This is a genomic window from Pseudomonas sp. SED1 (assembly GCF_034044025.1).
GTDB lineage: Bacteria > Pseudomonadota > Gammaproteobacteria > Pseudomonadales > Pseudomonadaceae > Aquipseudomonas.
Genome location: NZ_JAXCIS010000065.1, coordinates 1 through 16,879, shown reverse-complemented (window position 1 = coordinate 16,879; position 16,879 = coordinate 1). Strand labels below are relative to the sequence as shown.

The 16,879-nt window shown below is 59.5% G+C and carries 17 protein-coding genes; 2 read left to right on the top strand and 15 right to left on the bottom strand.

Annotated features, from left to right (window positions below; genetic code table 11):
* Window positions 1-9: 9 nt before the first annotated feature.
* On the bottom strand, window positions 10-1,215 hold the full coding sequence (locus tag SNL23_RS09915) for an acetyl-CoA C-acetyltransferase (RefSeq protein ID WP_318302145.1): 1,206 nt from the start codon (window positions 1,213-1,215) through the stop codon (window positions 10-12).
* A gap of 681 nt (window positions 1,216-1,896) precedes the next feature.
* On the opposite strand from SNL23_RS09915, the gene SNL23_RS09910 reads away from it, so the two are divergent.
* The gene (locus SNL23_RS09910; protein ID WP_318302144.1) at window positions 1,897-2,700 is read left to right on the top strand and encodes a c-type cytochrome; all 804 of its coding nucleotides are present in this window, start codon (window positions 1,897-1,899) and stop codon (window positions 2,698-2,700) included.
* Window positions 2,701-2,903: 203 nt separating this feature from the next.
* On the opposite strand, the gene SNL23_RS09905 is transcribed toward SNL23_RS09910, so the two are convergent.
* The 14 genes from SNL23_RS09905 to SNL23_RS09840 all read right to left on the bottom strand — a co-directional run bounded on the left by SNL23_RS09905 (window position 2,904) and on the right by SNL23_RS09840 (window position 14,586).
* Window positions 2,904-3,707, bottom strand: coding sequence for a transglutaminase family protein (locus SNL23_RS09905; protein WP_318302142.1), 804 nt, complete (start codon window positions 3,705-3,707; stop codon window positions 2,904-2,906).
* Window positions 3,704-4,654, bottom strand: coding sequence for an alpha-E domain-containing protein (locus SNL23_RS09900; RefSeq protein ID WP_063027996.1), 951 nt, complete (start codon window positions 4,652-4,654; stop codon window positions 3,704-3,706). Before SNL23_RS09900 ends, SNL23_RS09905 begins: the two co-directional genes overlap by 4 nt.
* A gap of 3 nt (window positions 4,655-4,657) precedes the next feature.
* Window positions 4,658-6,067, bottom strand: coding sequence for a circularly permuted type 2 ATP-grasp protein (locus SNL23_RS09895; RefSeq protein ID WP_076015106.1), 1,410 nt, complete (start codon window positions 6,065-6,067; stop codon window positions 4,658-4,660).
* A gap of 437 nt (window positions 6,068-6,504) precedes the next feature.
* Window positions 6,505-6,846, bottom strand: a complete 342-nt coding sequence (locus tag SNL23_RS09890; protein WP_003193463.1) for a ribonuclease E inhibitor RraB — start codon at window positions 6,844-6,846, stop codon at window positions 6,505-6,507.
* 213 nt (window positions 6,847-7,059) lie between these two features.
* Window positions 7,060-7,320 carry a hypothetical protein gene (locus SNL23_RS09885; RefSeq protein WP_167663676.1) on the bottom strand — a complete coding sequence of 87 codons (261 nt, stop codon included), beginning with the start codon at window positions 7,318-7,320 and terminating at the stop codon, window positions 7,060-7,062.
* Between the two features lie 79 nt (window positions 7,321-7,399).
* Entirely contained in the window at window positions 7,400-8,005 is a 606-nt protein-coding gene (locus tag SNL23_RS09880; protein ID WP_167663677.1) for an START domain-containing protein, read from the bottom strand.
* A 44-nt stretch (window positions 8,006-8,049) separates the two neighbouring features.
* On the bottom strand, window positions 8,050-8,304 hold the full coding sequence (locus SNL23_RS09875; RefSeq protein WP_076015102.1) for a YkgJ family cysteine cluster protein: 255 nt from the start codon (window positions 8,302-8,304) through the stop codon (window positions 8,050-8,052).
* A 162-nt stretch (window positions 8,305-8,466) separates the two neighbouring features.
* Entirely contained in the window at window positions 8,467-8,967 is a 501-nt protein-coding gene (locus tag SNL23_RS09870; protein WP_318302189.1) for a translation initiation factor 2, read from the bottom strand.
* 104 nt (window positions 8,968-9,071) lie between these two features.
* Window positions 9,072-10,511: an aminotransferase-like domain-containing protein gene (locus SNL23_RS09865; protein WP_076015100.1), complete on the bottom strand. Its 1,440-nt coding sequence runs from the start codon at window positions 10,509-10,511 to the stop codon at window positions 9,072-9,074.
* Window positions 10,512-10,824: 313 nt separating this feature from the next.
* Window positions 10,825-11,637 (bottom strand): OmpA family protein, encoded by an 813-nt coding sequence (locus SNL23_RS09860; protein WP_076015099.1) that lies wholly within the window; start codon window positions 11,635-11,637, stop codon window positions 10,825-10,827.
* Entirely contained in the window at window positions 11,634-11,996 is a 363-nt protein-coding gene (locus SNL23_RS09855; RefSeq protein ID WP_076015098.1) for a DUF4398 domain-containing protein, read from the bottom strand. The genes SNL23_RS09860 and SNL23_RS09855 overlap by 4 nt, the downstream gene beginning before the upstream one ends.
* Window positions 11,997-12,005: 9 nt before the next feature.
* Entirely contained in the window at window positions 12,006-12,821 is an 816-nt protein-coding gene (locus SNL23_RS09850) for a substrate-binding periplasmic protein (protein WP_076015097.1), read from the bottom strand.
* Between the two features lie 83 nt (window positions 12,822-12,904).
* Window positions 12,905-13,834, bottom strand: a complete 930-nt coding sequence (locus SNL23_RS09845) for an electron transfer flavoprotein subunit alpha/FixB family protein (RefSeq protein ID WP_004371223.1) — start codon at window positions 13,832-13,834, stop codon at window positions 12,905-12,907.
* A gap of 2 nt (window positions 13,835-13,836) precedes the next feature.
* Entirely contained in the window at window positions 13,837-14,586 is a 750-nt protein-coding gene (locus tag SNL23_RS09840) for an electron transfer flavoprotein subunit beta/FixA family protein (RefSeq protein WP_004371224.1), read from the bottom strand.
* A gap of 554 nt (window positions 14,587-15,140) precedes the next feature.
* On the opposite strand from SNL23_RS09840, the gene SNL23_RS09835 reads away from it, so the two are divergent.
* On the top strand, window positions 15,141-16,805 hold the full coding sequence (locus SNL23_RS09835; protein WP_318302139.1) for an electron transfer flavoprotein-ubiquinone oxidoreductase: 1,665 nt from the start codon (window positions 15,141-15,143) through the stop codon (window positions 16,803-16,805).
* Window positions 16,806-16,879: the final 74 nt, after the last annotated feature.

The following is a 16,879-nucleotide window of genomic DNA, read 5'->3' as shown; positions in this document are numbered from 1 at the left end:
TCCTTAGGCTCAGAGGCGTTCGATGATGGTGGCGATACCCATGCCGCCGCCGACACACAGAGTGGCCAGGCCATACCGCTGCTGGCGCACTTCCAGTTCGTCGAGCAAGGTGCCGAGAATCGCGCAGCCCGTGGCGCCCAGCGGATGGCCCATGGCGATGGAGCCACCGTTGACGTTGACCCGGGCGGCGTCGATACCCATGTCCTTGATGAACTTGAGCACCACCGACGCAAACGCTTCGTTAACCTCGAACAGGTCGATGTCTTCAACCCGCAGGCCAGCCTTGGCCAGGGCCTTGCGGGTGGCCGGTGCGGGGCCGGTGAGCATGATGGTGGGGTCAGTGCTGGTGACCGCCGTGGCGACGATGCGCGCCCGGGGTTGCAGGCCGAGTTCGCGGCCTTTGGATTCAGAGCCGATCAGCATCAGCGCCGCGCCATCGACGATCCCGGAACTGTTGCCCGGCGTGTGCACGTGGTTAATACGCTCGACGTGGCTGTAGACCCGCAAGGCCGTGGCATCGAAGCCCATCTGGCCCATCATTTCGAAGCTGGGCTTGAGTTTGCCCAGGCCTTCGAGGGTGGAATCGCCACGGATGAATTCGTCCTGGTCCAGCAGCACAATGCCATTCTGGTCCTGCACTGCGATCAGCGATTTGTTGAAGGAACCGTCTGATCTTGCCCGCGCCGCTTTCTGCTGTGAGTGCAAGGCAAAGGCATCGACGTCCTGGCGGGTGAAGCCTTCCAGCGTGGCAATCAGGTCGGCGCCGATGCCCTGCGGGGTGAAGTGGCTGTGCAGATTGGTTTGCGGGTCGAGTACCCAGGCACCGCCGTCGCTGCCCATGGGCACGCGGGACATGGACTCGACGCCGCCGACCACCACCAGGTCTTCAAAGCCGGAGCGCACTTTCATCGCGCCAAGGTTCACGGCTTCCAGACCCGACGCGCAAAACCGGTTGATCTGCACACCGGCGACGCTGACGTCCCAGTCCGCCACCAGGGCGGCGGTCTTGGCGATGTCGGCGCCCTGGTCGCCCACCGGCGTGACGCATCCCAGGACGATGTCATCCACTTGCCGGGTATCGAGGTCGGTGCGCTGTTGCAGCGCGGTCAGCAACCCGGCCACCAGGTTCACCGGCTTGACGCTGTGCAAGGCGCCATCGGCCTTGCCTTTGCCACGGGGCGTGCGTATCGCATCAAAGATCAAAGCTTCGGTCATGACGTCCTCGAATCACTGGGCAACGAATCGTGCTCCTACCTTAGGCGCCGCGGCGCCGGATTCAATGACCGAACCGCTCATTGACCTTGACGCTCACGCTCAGACGAACGGTAGGAGGCTACGGGAATCGGCTGATTAATCGTTTTAGCTGTCTAGCCCTAGGGCTGGCGTCTGGCTGGCAATTGGCCTCATGCCTTTTTAATAAGATTTATTCAGGTAATGAGATGAAATGGATCTAAGCCAAGCAGAACGAGGGCTCTAAGGTTGAATCTGTAGGAGAAGTAAAAGGTTGCTGCCGGGTTTTGCTGGAGCACCTGTAAGAACTGTAAGAAAAGAGTCATGTAGCACCGTCATAGTGAAATCGACCGGCACGCATTTGACGCTCAGGAATAACAACAAAAGGCAGTCAGCCATGTTCAAACAATCGAAAGTACGTCAGGCGGGACTTATTCTTTTCGCCACCACACTGATTCTGATATTGCCCAATCTAACCAAGGTTATTGGGTGACCTCTCACACCCCACATTCTGCGCAGACACAGCGCCAGGATCGCAGCCTTTGGCAGCGCCTTTCGGGATATTGCGCATAGCGATCCCGTCAGGGGCTGCCGTTTTGCGCGCCGGTTTCAGGTGGTTTTGCGGTATCGTGATACCCGCATCGTCACTCAAACACGGGCCCATCCTTGAAACAGATCATCGTCGTTATAACCCTGCTGCTGGCCCTGCCGGCGTCTGCCGCACAACTGACCATCGAGCTGGACCACACCAGCAAAACCTGGGAAACCGCCGAGCTGCTCAAGCGCCCGGATGCGCAGACGGTGCAGATCGTTGATGACGTTTCCTACAAGCGCAACATGACGTATCGCGCGGTACCGCTGGCCGCACTGTTGCCCGGCATCAAGCCGGAAAATCATCTGCAGGCGGTGGCGCTTGACGGCTTTGCCGCGGAACTGACGGCGGCGCCGCTGCTGTCAAAAAGCGGCTCGCAGGCCTGGTTGGCGGTAGAAGACCCGGCGCATCCCTGGCCGCCGCTGGCGGACGGCAAACCCAGTGCCGGGCCGTTTTATCTGGTGTGGACGGACCCGCAGGCCGGGCATATCAGCCCTGAACAATGGCCGTTTCAGATCTCCGGAATCAAGCAAATGACAACGGTTGCGGAGCGCTTCCCGGCGTTGTTACCGGACCCGAAGCTGGCGGCGAATGATCCGGTAAATCAAGGCTTCGCGTTGTTCCAGAAGAACTGCCTGGCGTGTCATCGCCTCAACGGGGCCGGCGATGCGCAGGTGGGACCGGATTTGAATATTCCCTACAACCCTACTGAATATTTCGCCGGGGATTTCCTCAAGCGTTATATCCGCGACCCGCAAGGCATGCGGCATTGGCCACAGGCGAAGATGCCGGCGTTTTCGGCCAGTGTGCTGCCGGATGCGGACCTGGATCTGCTGGTGGGGTACTTGAAGTATATGGCAGGCAGAAAGCAGCCTTAAGGCTCGGGTAAATCTGTGGCGAGGGAGCTTGCTCCCGCTGGCTGCGCAGCAGCCCCAATCAGACAATCACATTTCTCCAGACAGAACTCGGGGGGCATGCTTTGGGGCCGCTTCGCAGCCCAGCGGGAGCAAGCTCCCTCGCCACAAAAGTTTTCCTGGCACAGAGAGCTTTCCTGCTACACAAAGCTCCCTCTCCCGGAATCCTACTGCTGCTGCACCGAAATCACCGGTGTCGGCGCCACAAATACCTTGGCATGCATCTGCTCATGCCCTCCCCCACGACGCATGCCCCGCACCGGGCAGGCGTCCAGGTAATCCAGGCCCACCGCCAGCTTCAAATGCCGTTCCGGCCGGGCCAGTTGGTTGGTCACATCAAAGCTGTACCAGGCGTCATCCAGCCAGGCTTCGGCCCAGGCATGACTGGCCAGGTGCTCGCAGTCTTCGCTGTACAAATACCCCGACACATACCGCGCCGGAATACCCAGGCTGCGAGCACAGGCGAGGAAGGCGTGGGTGTGGTCCTGGCACACCCCGGCGCGCCCGGCAAACGCCTTGGCCGCACAGGTGTCGACTTCGGTAGAGCCGGGCGAGTAGGTCATGTACTGGTTCAGCGCATGCATTAAATCAATCAACGCACTGCGGTCGCGGCGCTGGTGGCAATGCTTTTCGGCAAAGCTGCGCAAGGCATCGTCCGGCTCGGTCAAACGGGTGCAGCGCAGGAACGGAAACGCCGACTGGCTCTCATGTTCGGCTTCGCGCAATTCGTCGATATCCACCTGGCCACGGGCGCCGATGATGATGGCTTCGTGGGGCTCGTCCATGGTTAGCACGTGCAGGATATTGCCGAACGGGTCCAGTTGCGCCCGTACCGGCCGGGGCAAGTCCAGTTGCCAGCTAAGGACGTGCTGGCGCTCGCTGTCGTGGGGCGTGAGCCGCAGGTACTGGATGCTGGCGCGCACCTGGTCTTCGTAGTGGTAGGTGGTTTCGTGGCTGATGGAAAGTCTCATGCCGCCTCCAGGTAGGAACTGTAAATAGCATCGCCCAGCTCGCGCACGAGCGGGATGAAGTCGGTCAGCCAAGCGTGCAGGCCTTCCTCGAGAATTTCGTCGATCGCGGTAAAGCGCAGGCGCGCATCCATTTCGGCCGCCAGGCGTTGGGCCGGGCGACCGTTGATGCCGGGCAGGCTGCCAAGGATCTGGTCGATCTCTTCACTGCACGCCCGCAGCGAGCGCGGGACGTCGGCGCGTAGTAGCAACAGCTCGGCGACTTGCCGGGCGCCGGGGGCGTCGCGGTAGATCTCGGTGTAGGCCTCGAAAGAGGACAAGGCCCTTAATAGCGCACTCCACTGATAGTAGGCGTGGGCGGTGCCATCGGTGACCGCTTCGGCCTGGTCGCCGGCCATTTCATAGCGGGCATCCAGCAGGCGCAGCGTGTTGTCGGCGCGTTCGATAAAGGTGCCGAGGCGGATAAAACGAAAAGCGTCGTTACGCATGATCGTGCCGTAGGTGGCGCCACGGAACAGGTGGGAACGTTCCTTGACCCACTCGCAGAACCGACTCATGCCGTAACGACTCAAGCCTTGCTGGGCGATGTCGCGAATTTCCAGCCAGGTGGCGTTGATGTTTTCCCACATGTCGGCGGTAATTCGCCCACGCACGGCGTGAGCACTGGCCCGCGCCGCACCGAGGCAGCTGTAGATGCTCGCCGGATTGGCCGCATCCAGAGCGAAGAAGTGCAGCAGGCGCTCGGCGTGCAGCTCGCCGTGACGCTCGCGGTAATCGTCGAGGGTGCCGGTGATCAGCAGCGGCATTGCCAGTTCATGCAAGCCATCGCCGCGCCCGTCCTGGGGCATCAGCGACAGCGAATAACTGACGTCGAGCATCCGCGCGAGGTTTTCCGCACGCTCCAGATAGCGCGACATCCAATACAAATCCGAGGCAGTTCTACTCAACATATTTCAATCCTCGACCACCCAGGTGTCTTTGGTGCCGCCGCCCTGGGACGAGTTGACCACCAGCGAACCTTCCCGCAGCGCCACGCGGGTCAGGCCGCCCGGCACCACGCGAGTTTCCTTGCCTTGCAACACGAACGGGCGCAGGTCGATGTGGCGCGGGGCGATGCCGTTTTCGACGAAGGTCGGGCAGGTCGACAGGCACAGGGTTGGCTGCGCGATATAGGCGTGGGGCTTGGCCTTGATGCGTGCGCGGAAGGCTTCGATTTCCGCCGCCGAGGCGGCCGGGCCGACCAACATGCCGTAGCCGCCGGAGCCCTGGGTTTCCTTCACCACCAGTTCCGGAAGGTTGGCCAGCACGTGGGACAGTTCACTGGGATTACGGCACTGGAACGTCGGAACATTCTTCAGGATCGGCTCTTCATCCAGGTAAAAACGGATCATCTCGGTGACGAAGGGGTACACCGACTTGTCATCCGCCACCCCGGTGCCGATGGCATTCGCCAGCACCACATTGCCCGAGCGGTAAGCCGCCAGCAGGCCCGGCACGCCGAGCATGGAGTCCGGGTTGAAGGCCAGCGGGTCGAGGAAGGCGTCGTCAAGGCGGCGGTAAATGACATCCACAGCCTTGGGGCCGTCGGTGGTGCGCATGAACACACGGTCATCACGTACAAACAGGTCGGCGCCTTCCACCAGTTCCACGCCCATTTCACGGGCCAGGAACGCATGTTCGAAGAACGCACTGTTGAAACGCCCCGGAGTGAGTACCACCACGCTGGGGTTATCCAACGGGCTGGAGCTTTTCAGGGTGTCGAGCAACAGGTTGGGGTAGTGATCGATGGGTGCGATGCGCTGGGCAGCAAACAGCTCGGGGAACAGGCGCATCATCATCTTGCGGTCTTCGAGCATGTAGCTGACACCGCTGGGGGTGCGCAGGTTGTCTTCGAGGACGTAGTAAGTACCGTCGCCATCGCGTACGAGGTCGACGCCGGAGATGTGGGAATAGATATCGCGGTGCAGGTCCAGGCCCTGCATCGCCAACTGGTATTGCTCGTTGGCCAGCACTTGCTCGGCAGGGATGATCCCGGCCTTGATGATCCGTTGTTCGTGGTACAGGTCGGCGAGGAACATGTTCAGCGCCTTAACCCGTTGGATACAGCCGCGCTCGACGATCCGCCACTCACTGGCCGGGATGCTGCGGGGAATCGTGTCGAAGGGAATCAGGCGTTCGGTGCCTTGCTCATCGCCGTACAGCGTGAAGGTGATACCGGCCCGGTGAAACAGCAAATCGGCTTCACGCCGGCGCTGGGCCAGCAGTTCCGCAGGCGTCTCGGCCAACCAGCGGGCGAATTCGCGGTAATGGGGGCGCACAAGCCCTGCCCCATCGTACATCTCATCATAATAAGTGCGGATCATGCCGTACTCCTTGTCACCCGGACGCCAGAACCATCGCAAGGCCCGTGCCAGCGGCATAAACACTTAAGTATCAATCAGTTGGATATAGGCGCAGGTCTCACCGCACCGTCCCGGTGCAGCAAATGCCCGCTGTCATGGGCGGCGCCTCATTGCAATGCAGGCCATGACTATCACCAGCATAGTCAGAGTTGATTTCACTGCCCGGCAAACCCTGGGGATAATCACCACCATCGGCTGAACAGGACATGTCCTACAGCCTCACCCTTTGCTTGATGGGTAACGTGATACGGCATGTACCGATCGGTTCCCCTTCGCTCCGATCTTCCCTTTGGCCACCCTGCTCGGGTGGCTTTTTTTTGTGCAGGATTTTTCCCAAGCCAGAAACAAAAACGGCCGACCCAAAGGTCAGCCGATACGCTGTGTTATTGCTCATGCCGCTACATGGGTAACCCACGCACCTCCTGTTTGACGCCCCATCCCTCAATGATCCCGCCCAAGGGCTCGACCACCGCCTCAAAGTCCTGCTCGAAGTCTCCTATGCCGTCGTAGGTGGCGAACATGATTTTGCTCAGTTCCAGGTACCAGGCGCCGTCATCCCGCGCGCTGACCTGGGCATTCAGGGATTCCCCACGAAACCGACCCGCAGCCCGGCGCGCACGTTCCTCATCCGGGAAAATGGCGTAGAACTCGATGGGGTGGAAACGTGAGAAGTCAAAGCCGCCCTCTTTCATGCGGCGCAACACGTTGGTGCTGATGTCTTCTTGATAGGCTGTGCTCATGAAACGTCCTCCTCAAACCGATGGATAGACTTTCCGTGCTTCCCAAGGCCCGCGCTGTAACGGCGCGGGTGTTACGGCAATGACGTCGCCGCTGGGAGACAAGCATGTAGCTGACAAGACCAGACCTTAGCGATTCATTCGCTGATCTCGATTGCAGAGTAACGCGAAGCTTTCAGCTCCACCAGAGGGTCATGAATGACGTACAGGAAATGTTCAGGCGTCTTTGGTGACAGTGAGGATTTCGATGCTGTTCAGGTCCTTCAAACTCTTGACCGTGGGCTTCTCGGTACGCCCCTCAAGGTCGTTGAGATCCAGCTCTTTCAACGCTGGCGCGACGCGGTTGCGAAGCAAGTGCGCGGCCTCTTCCAACGAAGGCTCGTGCTCACAGTCGAACTGCACGACCTTTATCTGACCGTCATCATCAGTGAAGGAAACATTCCACTTTGGCATCAGTGCCTCCTCGATAAAACCCAAGAGTGGGCTTACCTCTATCTGGACCTTGAGGGCTTGGAGATCGTTCCACTCAAGGCAGGAGGCAACTGATCAGCTGCAGTTATTTTTCAGCGTGTTCTTTCAAAGCTTTCAAGGTGTTGAACGGTGCGTCCACCACAAACTTGTTGGCCAACCACGACGGCACGCTGCCACCTGGCTCGGTGTGCACCTGGTAGGTCACTTCGGTCAGGTTGTCGCCTTTAGGTACCAGCTTCCAATAACCGTCAACCTGGGCTACGCGCACATAGCCTTTGACTTCGGGCTGGTAAGTCGGCACTTCCAATAGCTTGCGGGTCACGCTGCCGTCAGCGGCCTTGGTGGTGGTGATTTCCAGGATCGAGTCACGGTCGGTGACCGGGAACGGCGCCTTGAACTGGGTGTAGGTCCAGCTCTTGTCACCTTCTTGCTTAAGCAGTTTTTGCGATTTGCATTCGTGGATCCAGGAACAGGCCCCGGCCACGTCTTCCTGCAACGCCTGGATCTTGGCCAGCGGCGCCTTGATGGTAGTCACACCGCGATAAGCCTTGTATTTGGAGCCGGCAATTTCACTCAACGACACTTTGATGCCGTCTTCATCCTTGGCAGTCTGCCAGTCTTCAGCCTGCGCTGCGCCAGCAAACATCACGGTAAAACCGCACAACACAGCAATTCGTTTCAGTGAACCCATGGTCTTATTCCTTATTGTTGAAGTTCAGTACTTTGAACAGCCCACTAAGCCGCGGTCATCTGTTCCCACCAGCCGATCAACTTGATCGCTTCTGCCTGGCTGTTGCCACAGACCTCGATATCCGCCTGGAACGAACTGCACACCGCCGGCCGCTCTGGCTGACCAAACAACTGGCACAGTTGTTCGACCGAAAGATGCAGGCAGCGTTCGCCCGCAGGTTTGCCGGCAGGCATTCCCGGCAACGGAGAACTGATGGATGGAGCAATGCAGCAAGCGCCACAGCCTTCACGGCATTTCATGACGAACAGATCCTCGACAACTCAGTGTTGATAGCCACGTAAGACTACGCCCTTAAACAGACGTTTTAAATTGGCTTAACAGGGGATTTTCACCGAAAACAAAAGTGACTGACCAGTCTGCGACAGAAGGTCAGGAGTGCGCGTCACTTTTACTCGTCGGGTTTATTGCTTGAATTCAAAATCCAGCGCCGCACCTTCTACTTCGCGGCGTTCTTCGTTGCGCAATTGCAACTGCATTTCATTGCTGAGCAGGCGCCCGTTGATCTGGAACGCGCTGTTATCCGTGGGCTTCTCGGCAAACATCGGCGGCAGCAGCGGCACGTTCTTTGGCTGCGGCATGGTGCCGAGGGGTTGCAGATGCCGGACCATATTGGACGGCAGGCTCAAATCCAGCTCTGCCGGCGGCAACTTAGTTTTGGCCACTTCGTGGGCCGATTTTGATTTGCTGGCGATAGGCGCACGTTTTTTAGTAGGCGCGGCTTTCTTTGCCGGAGCTTTCTTTGCCACCGGTGCCTTCTTTACGGGAGCGGCTTTTTTTGCTGTTACTTTTTGCTGGGTGCTGGCAGCAGGCGCCGTTTCACTGGCGGGAGCCGCCAGTACAACACCCGTGTTCCCCAGGCTTAACAGGCAAATCAGCAGCGCAGCAGGAAAGGTATAAGTCATATCGCCAGCAGCATTAACGGCAGAAGGCCATATGCTCGCTTGTTGAGGACGGTATGACAAGCATGGTAATTAGCCAGCTACCCTTCGTGTCCCCTTTCCACGCCTCATAAACCCGCTGCAGTCTCCTGGCATAACTGGCTTGCCAGCATGCCAAGGGTCATCAGCGCGCGCTCGGCCTCGCGGTTCCACGGCGTGCCGCAGTTCAGGCGAATACAGTGGTTGAACTGTTCCGTATTACTGAAGATCAGCCCCGGTGCAATGCTGATGCCCTGCTGCAATGCGCGCACGTGCAGTTCCTGGGTATTGACCCGTCCCGGCAAACTGACCCACAGGATAAAGCCGCCTGTCGGCCGGGTCATCTGGGTGCCTTCGGGGAAATATTGCTGCACGGCCAGCTGGAAGGCGCTGAGGTTCTTGCGGTATTCCTGGCGGATATAGCGCAAATGCCGGTCGTAACCGCCGTTTTCCAGGTACGCCGCCGTGCCCATCTGGGTCACGCTGCAGGCCGAATGGGTGCTGAACATCTGCAGGCGCTGGATTTCCTGCTGGTACTTGCCGGCAATCATCCAGCCGATGCGGATGCCCGGTGACAAGGTCTTGGAGAAACTCGAGCAATAGATGACCCGGTCCAGGCGGTCGTAGGCTTTGAGCGCCTTGGTGCGGCCCAGTTCGAACATCAGTTCGCCGTAGATATCGTCTTCCACCACTTGGATGTCGAAATCCGAGGCCAGGCGCAGCAACTGTTTCTGCCGCTCTTCGGGCATGGTGCCGCCCAGGGGATTGCTCAGGCGCGTGGTCAGCACCAGAGCCTTGATCGACCATTGGTTGGCGGCCAGTTGCAGGGCTTCCAGGCTCATGCCGGTAGCCGGGTCGCTGGGGATTTCGATGACCTTCAGGCCGAGCAAATCCGCCAGTTGCAGCAAGCCGTAGTACGTCGGCGACTCGGCTGCGATCAAGTCGCCGGGACGGGTCAGGACCCGTAGCGACATTTGCAATGCGTCGACACACCCGTGGGTGATCACCACTTCGGACGGATCGACCACCACCCCGGCATCCCGCATACGGATTGCCACTTGGCGCCGCAGCGGTTCAAAACCCGGGCTGAACATGTAGCTGAACGCCCGCGGGCTCTGGAAGCGCGTGACCTTGGCCAGTTGCTGATGCAACGCACGCACCGGCAGGTAGTCGACACTCGGCACGGCAGCACCCAGCGGGAACACACCTTCGCGGCGGGATTCGACCAACACCTGTTGAATGATGCTGCTGCGGGTGACCAACCCTGGACGCTCGACCCGGGCGATGTCCGGCGTCGGCGCGGTGAGCGCAGGTGTCTGGTGCACGTAATACCCGGACTGCGGCCGCGCGCGAATCAAACCCTGGTCTTCCAGGTTCGCGTAGGCCTGCAACACGGTGGCGTGGCTGACGTTGAGCTGGGAGCTCATTTTGCGCACCGAAGGCACGCGCTCGCCCGGTTGATAGACACCGCGGCGGATATCCTCAGCCAGTTGCTGGGCGATACGTTGGTAGAGCAACAGATTGGTCATGACGCAGCACTCGATTTCACGGGTATTTTATTTTTGTGTGAAACATACCGGCACAGTTTAGAAGTGTACGGGGACAGTTGCCACAATAGTCGAGCGCGGGCGGCAGTGATAGAAAAAACTGTAAGGGTCGCTAACTGAATCGCGGGCACAAAAAACCCGATCACTGATCGGGCTTTTGTGGGAGCTGTCGAGCCCCAGCGAGGCTGCGATGCAGGCACTGAGGTCTCGCAGGTTCACCGAGGCGATCCTATCGCAGCCTCGCTGGGGCTCGACAGCTCCCACAGGAATCACCCCTTCATCTTGAACAACAGGTTTAGCGAGCAGCGCCCAGCTGGCCTTTCTCGTCGGAGAACACAATCTCTACCCGACGGTTCTGCGCCCGACCACGCTCCGAAGCGTTGACGTCAACCGGGTACTGATCGCCGTAGCCTTCGACCTGGATGCGTTTTTCATCAATGCCCAGGTCGCTCAGCAGATCCGCCACCGCTTGGGCGCGGTCCCGGGACAGTTTGAGGTTTTCCTGCTCGCCACCGGTATTGTCGGTGTAACCCTCGATGCGCACCACGCGCTTGGGGTTCAACTGCAGGAACTGTACGACTTTGAGCACCGTGCGGTTGGCCGAGTTTTGCAGCTCTGCCTCGCCAGTGTCGAACAGCACGTCACCCAGCGTCATCACCAACCCGCGATCAGGCTGGACGGTGGTCAGGCTGGAAATCTGCGCCTCAATCCATTTGCCCTGTTGCTGCACGCTGGCCAGCTTGGCTTCACGCAGGGCCAGCTGCAGGCGCTGGCGTTCCAGCTCCAGCTTGACCCCGCGCTCCTGGTTAAGTGCCTGCTCGGTGTGTTCCCGGGCGATCGCGCTGTAGCGCTGGCTCAGGTAGGCGTAATGCGCCACATCGGCGCCGCTGCCCCAGAAGCTGGAGAAACGGTCGGCACGGGCCAGGGACTCACCCGCGCGAATCACATCCTTGGGCGCGATACGCAGCACATTCGAGTCTTCCTTGACCTTCTGGAAGTCACTGCTCGCCTGTTGCAAGGCGAGGTTACTGTCGGGATGGGTCGCGCAACCACCGAGCGCACTGCCCAGCAACACCACACAGCTCAACCCACGAATCAACGGGCTCATTGGGCGTCTCCCAACTGCAACTGCTTGCGCAGGCGGGTGATACGGGTGTTGAGCACGTTCAGTTGCTCCTGGCTTTTGCGGGTCAGCACCCGGGCTTCCGCCAGGCGGGCGTCCAGCTCGGCTTCTTCAGCCTGCATGCGGGCGTCCTTGTAGGATTCATCGGCCATGTCGGCCTTGGCCTGGGTGAACTTGCCTTCAGCCAGCTTCAGCTCGGGCGAGTCATCGGCCACGGCGCCCACGGCATTGGCTTGCTCCAGGGCTTGCTGGGTCAGGCGCATTTGTTCATTCGGCGCAGGATCGGCTGCACATCCCGCCAAAGCTACAACGGCGAGGGCCGCGAAAAGAGGTCGAATAGTCACTGAAAATCCCTACTTTGTTGGGGTGCCGACGGGTTGCTGCAACTGCGCTTTCCAGCGCTCGAGATTGCTCTGCAGCGCGGTTTCCGCCAGACCGGACGCGGGCAATTCTGTCATCTTTTTGGCGAGCTGTCCGCGCAACCACGGATCGTTGCAGGCGGAGTTGTGGGAAATTGCCAGGTACAGGCCCGGTTGGTCGATGGGTATTTCCCGCGCCACCAGGTCGTTGCTCATGCCCAGGGTCTGGGCCATGGCCATGCCGGAATACCGTCCGGCGAGTACGTAGTCCACTTCCCCCAGCAGCAGTTTCTGGAACGCCGGGGTCAGGCTGGGCAAGCGTTGCAAGGTCAGTTGCTCGGCAGCCAAGGTTTCAAAGTCGCGGCTCAGGCGTGCCCTTTCCGACACCGCGCCCTTGTGGCCATGCAGGTCGCCGGGCTGTTTATATTCCAGGGTCGAATCCTTGCGGGTCCAGACCAGATAATCGGTTTGCACCAGTGCCGGGTGGATGTAATCGAAGGCGTCCAAGGCGTCGAGGGTCAACGGTGCGTCGGCGAGGATGTCCATGCGCCCACTGCGCACTTCGTCCAGAGCCACGGAGCGCTTGCCGCCGTACAGCAGGTCGATTTTCACCCCGATGTCTTTGGCCACTTGCTGCAACATGTCGGCGGTGGCGCCGATCAAGTGCGTGGGGTCTTGGGGATCACGCCACAGATAAGGCGGTGCGTCCGGGCTGCCGGTGATCACCAGGCGATCACATTTGCCAGCCGCCAGCGACACCGTCGGCAGCAGTGACAGGGCCAGCAGTACAGTCCAGGGACGCAATTCCATGGCAGGGTTCTCCCATTCAAAAATTACCGGGCAAAAAAAAGCCCGGTCAAAAGACCGGGCTCTTTATAAGTGAAGCGGCTGGATTAGACCAGCTTCTCCAACTCGGGTACGGCTTCGAACAAGTCTGCCACCAGGCCATAATCAGCCACCTGGAAGATCGGCGCTTCTTCGTCCTTGTTGATCGCAACGATCACCTTGGAATCTTTCATACCGGCCAAATGCTGGATCGCGCCGGAGATACCGACGGCGATGTACAGCTGTGGCGCAACGATTTTGCCGGTCTGGCCGACCTGCATGTCGTTCGGTACAAAACCTGCGTCGACGGCAGCGCGGGAAGCGCCGACCGCAGCGCCCAGCTTGTCAGCCAGGGCGTACAGGTGCTTGAAGTTGTCACCGTTCTGCATGCCACGACCGCCGGAAACGACGATCTTGGCAGCGGTCAGTTCCGGACGATCGGACTTGGCCAGCTCTTCGCCTACGAAGCTGGAAGTGCCAGCGTCGTGAGCAGCAGCGACCGCTTCAACCGCAGCCGAACCACCTTCAGCAGCAACCGGGTCGAAACCGGTGGCACGCACGGTGATGACTTTAACCGAGGCAGTGGACTGCACGGTAGCGATGGCGTTACCGGCATAGATCGGACGCTTGAAGGTGTCGGCGCTTTCAACCGAAACGATCTCGGAGATCTGGTCAACGTCCAGCTGCGCGGCAACGCGCGGCAGGATGTTTTTGCCGTTGGAAGTGGCGGCAGCCAGGATGTGGCTGTAACCAGCGCCCAGCTCTGCAACCAGCGGGGCAACGTTTTCCGGCAACTGGTGAGCGTAGGCTGCGTTGTCGGCAACCAGTACTTTGCTCACGCCAGCGATTTTGGCAGCGGCCTCAGCCACGGCACCAACGTTTTGGCCAGCGACCAGGACGTGGATATCACCACCGATTTTGGCGGCGGCGGCGACAGTGTTCAGGGTGGCCGGAGCCACGACCTTGTTGTCGTGTTCTGCGATTACCAAGATAGTCATGGTTAGATTACCTTCGCTTCGTTTTTCAGTTTCTCGACCAGTTCAGCCACCGACTTGACCTTGATGCCCGCGCTGCGTGCAGCCGGCGCTTCGACTTTGACGGTCTTGTTGGTGGAGGCGGTGGAAACGCCCAAAGCATCCGGAGTCAGCACTTCGAGAGGCTTCTTCTTGGCTTTCATGATGTTTGGCAGGGACGCGTAGCGCGGCTCGTTCAAACGCAGGTCGGTGGTGACGATGGCGGGCAGTTTCAGGGAAACGGTTTGCGCGCCGCCGTCGATTTCGCGGGTCACGGCAACCTTGTCGCCGCTCACTTCGACTTTCGAGGCGAAGGTGCCCTGGCCGTAACCGGTCAGTGCAGCCAGCATCTGGCCAGTCTGGTTGTTGTCGCTGTCGATGGCTTGTTTGCCGAGGATCACCAGCGATGGCTGTTCCTTGTCGACAACAGCTTTCAACAACTTGGCAACGGCCAGGGAAGTCAGCTCTTCAGCGGATTCGACGAGGATGGCGCGATCGGCACCCAGCGCCAGGGCGGTACGCAGCTGCTCTTGAGCAGTGGTCGGACCGATGGAAACGACGACGATTTCAGTCGCAACGCCTTTCTCTTTCAGGCGTACGGCTTCTTCCACGGCGATTTCGCAGAAAGGGTTCATCGACATCTTGACGTTAGCGAGGTCGACGCCGGAATTGTCCGCCTTGACGCGAACTTTCACGTTGTAATCGACAACGCGTTTGACAGCTACAAGAACCTTCATGGATTCCTCGTTACTCTCCGGTGAAAAGAAAGTCGCCTAGGCGAACCTGGCGGTTTGATGCTCATCGGCACACAAGGGCACCTCCAAAAACACCGGCAATCGTCGGCGGGGGACCTTGCTCACGGGAGTGATGACCGTTCGTCAGCGGTGACTGAGAGGTCATTCATTATCGTGGCGTGTAAACTGCGCGCCATCGTGGCTCGCGCGTCACCCTTATTTGCCTTCAGCCTGTTTTTCGAGGTGGCCTTGAAACCCACAGTCTGCCTACGGGATGCGCAAAACCGACCGTATATTGACCGGAACGCCTATTCCGGTCAATACGGCAAAATGGTCAGTTATAAGCCGCGTTGCTTTGATTTACCTAGCTTGCGGGCAATTCAAACAAACGTTTGTATTGGACGCTGAGAGTGGTGTAGATATAATGCGCCACCTAGAGAGAAAGGTGGGTCGTCCCCTGCCCCTTGCATGAGATTTGTGCAGGCATTGTGGGACGGACTACCGAACCTCCACCCATTAGAAAAAAAAGCCGTTGAGCCTTGAGTAGGAGATAGCCTGTGGAACGCGAATACATGGAATTCGACGTGGTCATCGTCGGCGCTGGCCCGGCAGGCCTGTCTGCCGCCTGCCGATTGAAGCAGAAGGCCGCCGAAGCCGGTAAGGAAATCAGCGTCTGCGTGGTCGAAAAAGGCTCCGAAGTCGGCGCTCACATCCTGTCCGGTGCCGTGTTTGAACCCCGTGCCCTGAACGAATTGTTCCCGGACTGGAAAGAACTCGGTGCACCGCTCAACACCCCTGTTGTGCGTGATGACATCTATGTACTGCGCTCCAGCGAAGCGGCCACCAAGGTGCCTGACTTCTTTGTGCCCAAGACCATGCACAACGAAGGCAACTACATTATCTCCCTGGGCAACCTGTGCCGTTGGCTCGCCCAGCAGGCCGAGAACCTAGGTGTGGAAGTCTACCCGGGCTTCGCCGCCCAGGAAGCACTGTTCGACGAAAACGGCGTGGTGCGCGGGATCATCACCGGTGACCTCGGCGTCGACCGTGAAGGCCATCCAAAAGAAGGCGTCTACACCCCAGGCATGGAACTGCGTGGCAAGTACACGCTGTTCGCCGAAGGTTGCCGTGGCCACATCGGCAAGCAACTGATCCAGCGCTTCAACCTGGACAGCGACGCTGATGCCCAGCACTACGGCATCGGCCTGAAAGAAATCTGGGAAATCGACCCGGCCAAACATCAGCCTGGCCTGGTGGTGCACACCGCCGGTTGGCCGCTGGACATCATGAGCAACGAGAACACCGGCGGCTCGTTCCTCTATCACCTGGAAAACAACCAAGTGGTGGTCGGCCTGATCGTCGACCTGTCCTACAGCAACACTTTCCTGTCGCCGTTCGACGAGTTCCAGCGCCTCAAGCATCACCCGGTGCTGGCCCAGTACCTGGAAGGCGGCAAGCGCATCAGCTACGGCGCGCGCGCGCTGGCCAAAGGTGGCATCAACTCGCTGCCTAAAATGGTATTCAAGGGTGGCGCCTTGATCGGCTGCGACCTGGGCACCATGAACGTGGCCAAGATCAAGGGCAGCCACACTGCCATGAAGTCGGGCATGCTCGCCGCTGACGCCGTGGCCGAGCGCCTGTTCGCCGAATCCGAAGGCGGCGACGAGTTGACCAACTACGTCGACAGCTTCAAGAACAGCTGGCTCTACGAAGAGCTGTTCGCCAGCCGCAACTTCGGCCCGGCGATGCACAAGTTCGGCCCGATCCTGGGTGCCGGCTTCAACTGGTTCGACCAGAACATCCTCGGCGGCAAAATGCCGTTCACCCTGCACGACACCAAGCCGGACTACGCCTGCCTCAAGCTGGCCAAGGACAGCAAGAAAATCGACTACCCGAAACCCGACGGCAAGCTGAGCTTCGACAAGCTGAGCTCGGTGTTCATCTCCGGTACCAACCACGAAGAAGAACAGCCTTGCCACCTGAAGCTGAAAGACCCGAGCATCCCGATCGGCACCAACCTGCCGCTCTACGATGAACCGGCGCAGCGCTACTGCCCGGCCGGCGTGTATGAAGTGATCACCAAGGAAGACGGCGAGAAGCGCTTCCAGATCAACGCCCAGAACTGCGTGCACTGCAAGACCTGTGACATCAAGGACCCTTCGCAGAACATCACCTGGGTGACACCGGAAGGTGCGGGCGGGCCGACTTACCCGAACATGTAATGCATTGGCTTGAAAAACGAGGCTCCCAAATGGGGGCCTTTTTTTGTGGCCCGGAAAAAGACCAGTCGGCTCGG

Coding starts and splice junctions, on each gene's coding strand:
- SNL23_RS09890 (WP_003193463.1), bottom strand. CDS start 6,846: ATGAGCACAGCCTATCAAGAAGACATCAGCACCAACGTGTTGCGCCGC.
- SNL23_RS09840 (WP_004371224.1), bottom strand. CDS start 14,586: ATGAAGGTTCTTGTAGCTGTCAAACGCGTTGTCGATTACAACGTGAAA.
- SNL23_RS09900 (WP_063027996.1), bottom strand. CDS start 4,654: ATGTTGAGTAGAACTGCCTCGGATTTGTATTGGATGTCGCGCTATCTG.
- SNL23_RS09850 (WP_076015097.1), bottom strand. CDS start 12,821: ATGGAATTGCGTCCCTGGACTGTACTGCTGGCCCTGTCACTGCTGCCG.
- SNL23_RS09860 (WP_076015099.1), bottom strand. CDS start 11,637: ATGAGCCCGTTGATTCGTGGGTTGAGCTGTGTGGTGTTGCTGGGCAGT.
- SNL23_RS09865 (WP_076015100.1), bottom strand. CDS start 10,511: ATGACCAATCTGTTGCTCTACCAACGTATCGCCCAGCAACTGGCTGAG.
- SNL23_RS09880 (WP_167663677.1), bottom strand. CDS start 8,005: ATGGGTTCACTGAAACGAATTGCTGTGTTGTGCGGTTTTACCGTGATG.
- SNL23_RS09905 (WP_318302142.1), bottom strand. CDS start 3,707: ATGAGACTTTCCATCAGCCACGAAACCACCTACCACTACGAAGACCAG.
- SNL23_RS09845 (WP_004371223.1), bottom strand. CDS start 13,834: ATGACTATCTTGGTAATCGCAGAACACGACAACAAGGTCGTGGCTCCG.
- SNL23_RS09915 (WP_318302145.1), bottom strand. CDS start 1,215: ATGACCGAAGCTTTGATCTTTGATGCGATACGCACGCCCCGTGGCAAA.
- SNL23_RS09875 (WP_076015102.1), bottom strand. CDS start 8,304: ATGAAATGCCGTGAAGGCTGTGGCGCTTGCTGCATTGCTCCATCCATC.
- SNL23_RS09870 (WP_318302189.1), bottom strand. CDS start 8,967: ATGACTTATACCTTTCCTGCTGCGCTGCTGATTTGCCTGTTAAGCCTG.
- SNL23_RS09895 (WP_076015106.1), bottom strand. CDS start 6,067: ATGATCCGCACTTATTATGATGAGATGTACGATGGGGCAGGGCTTGTG.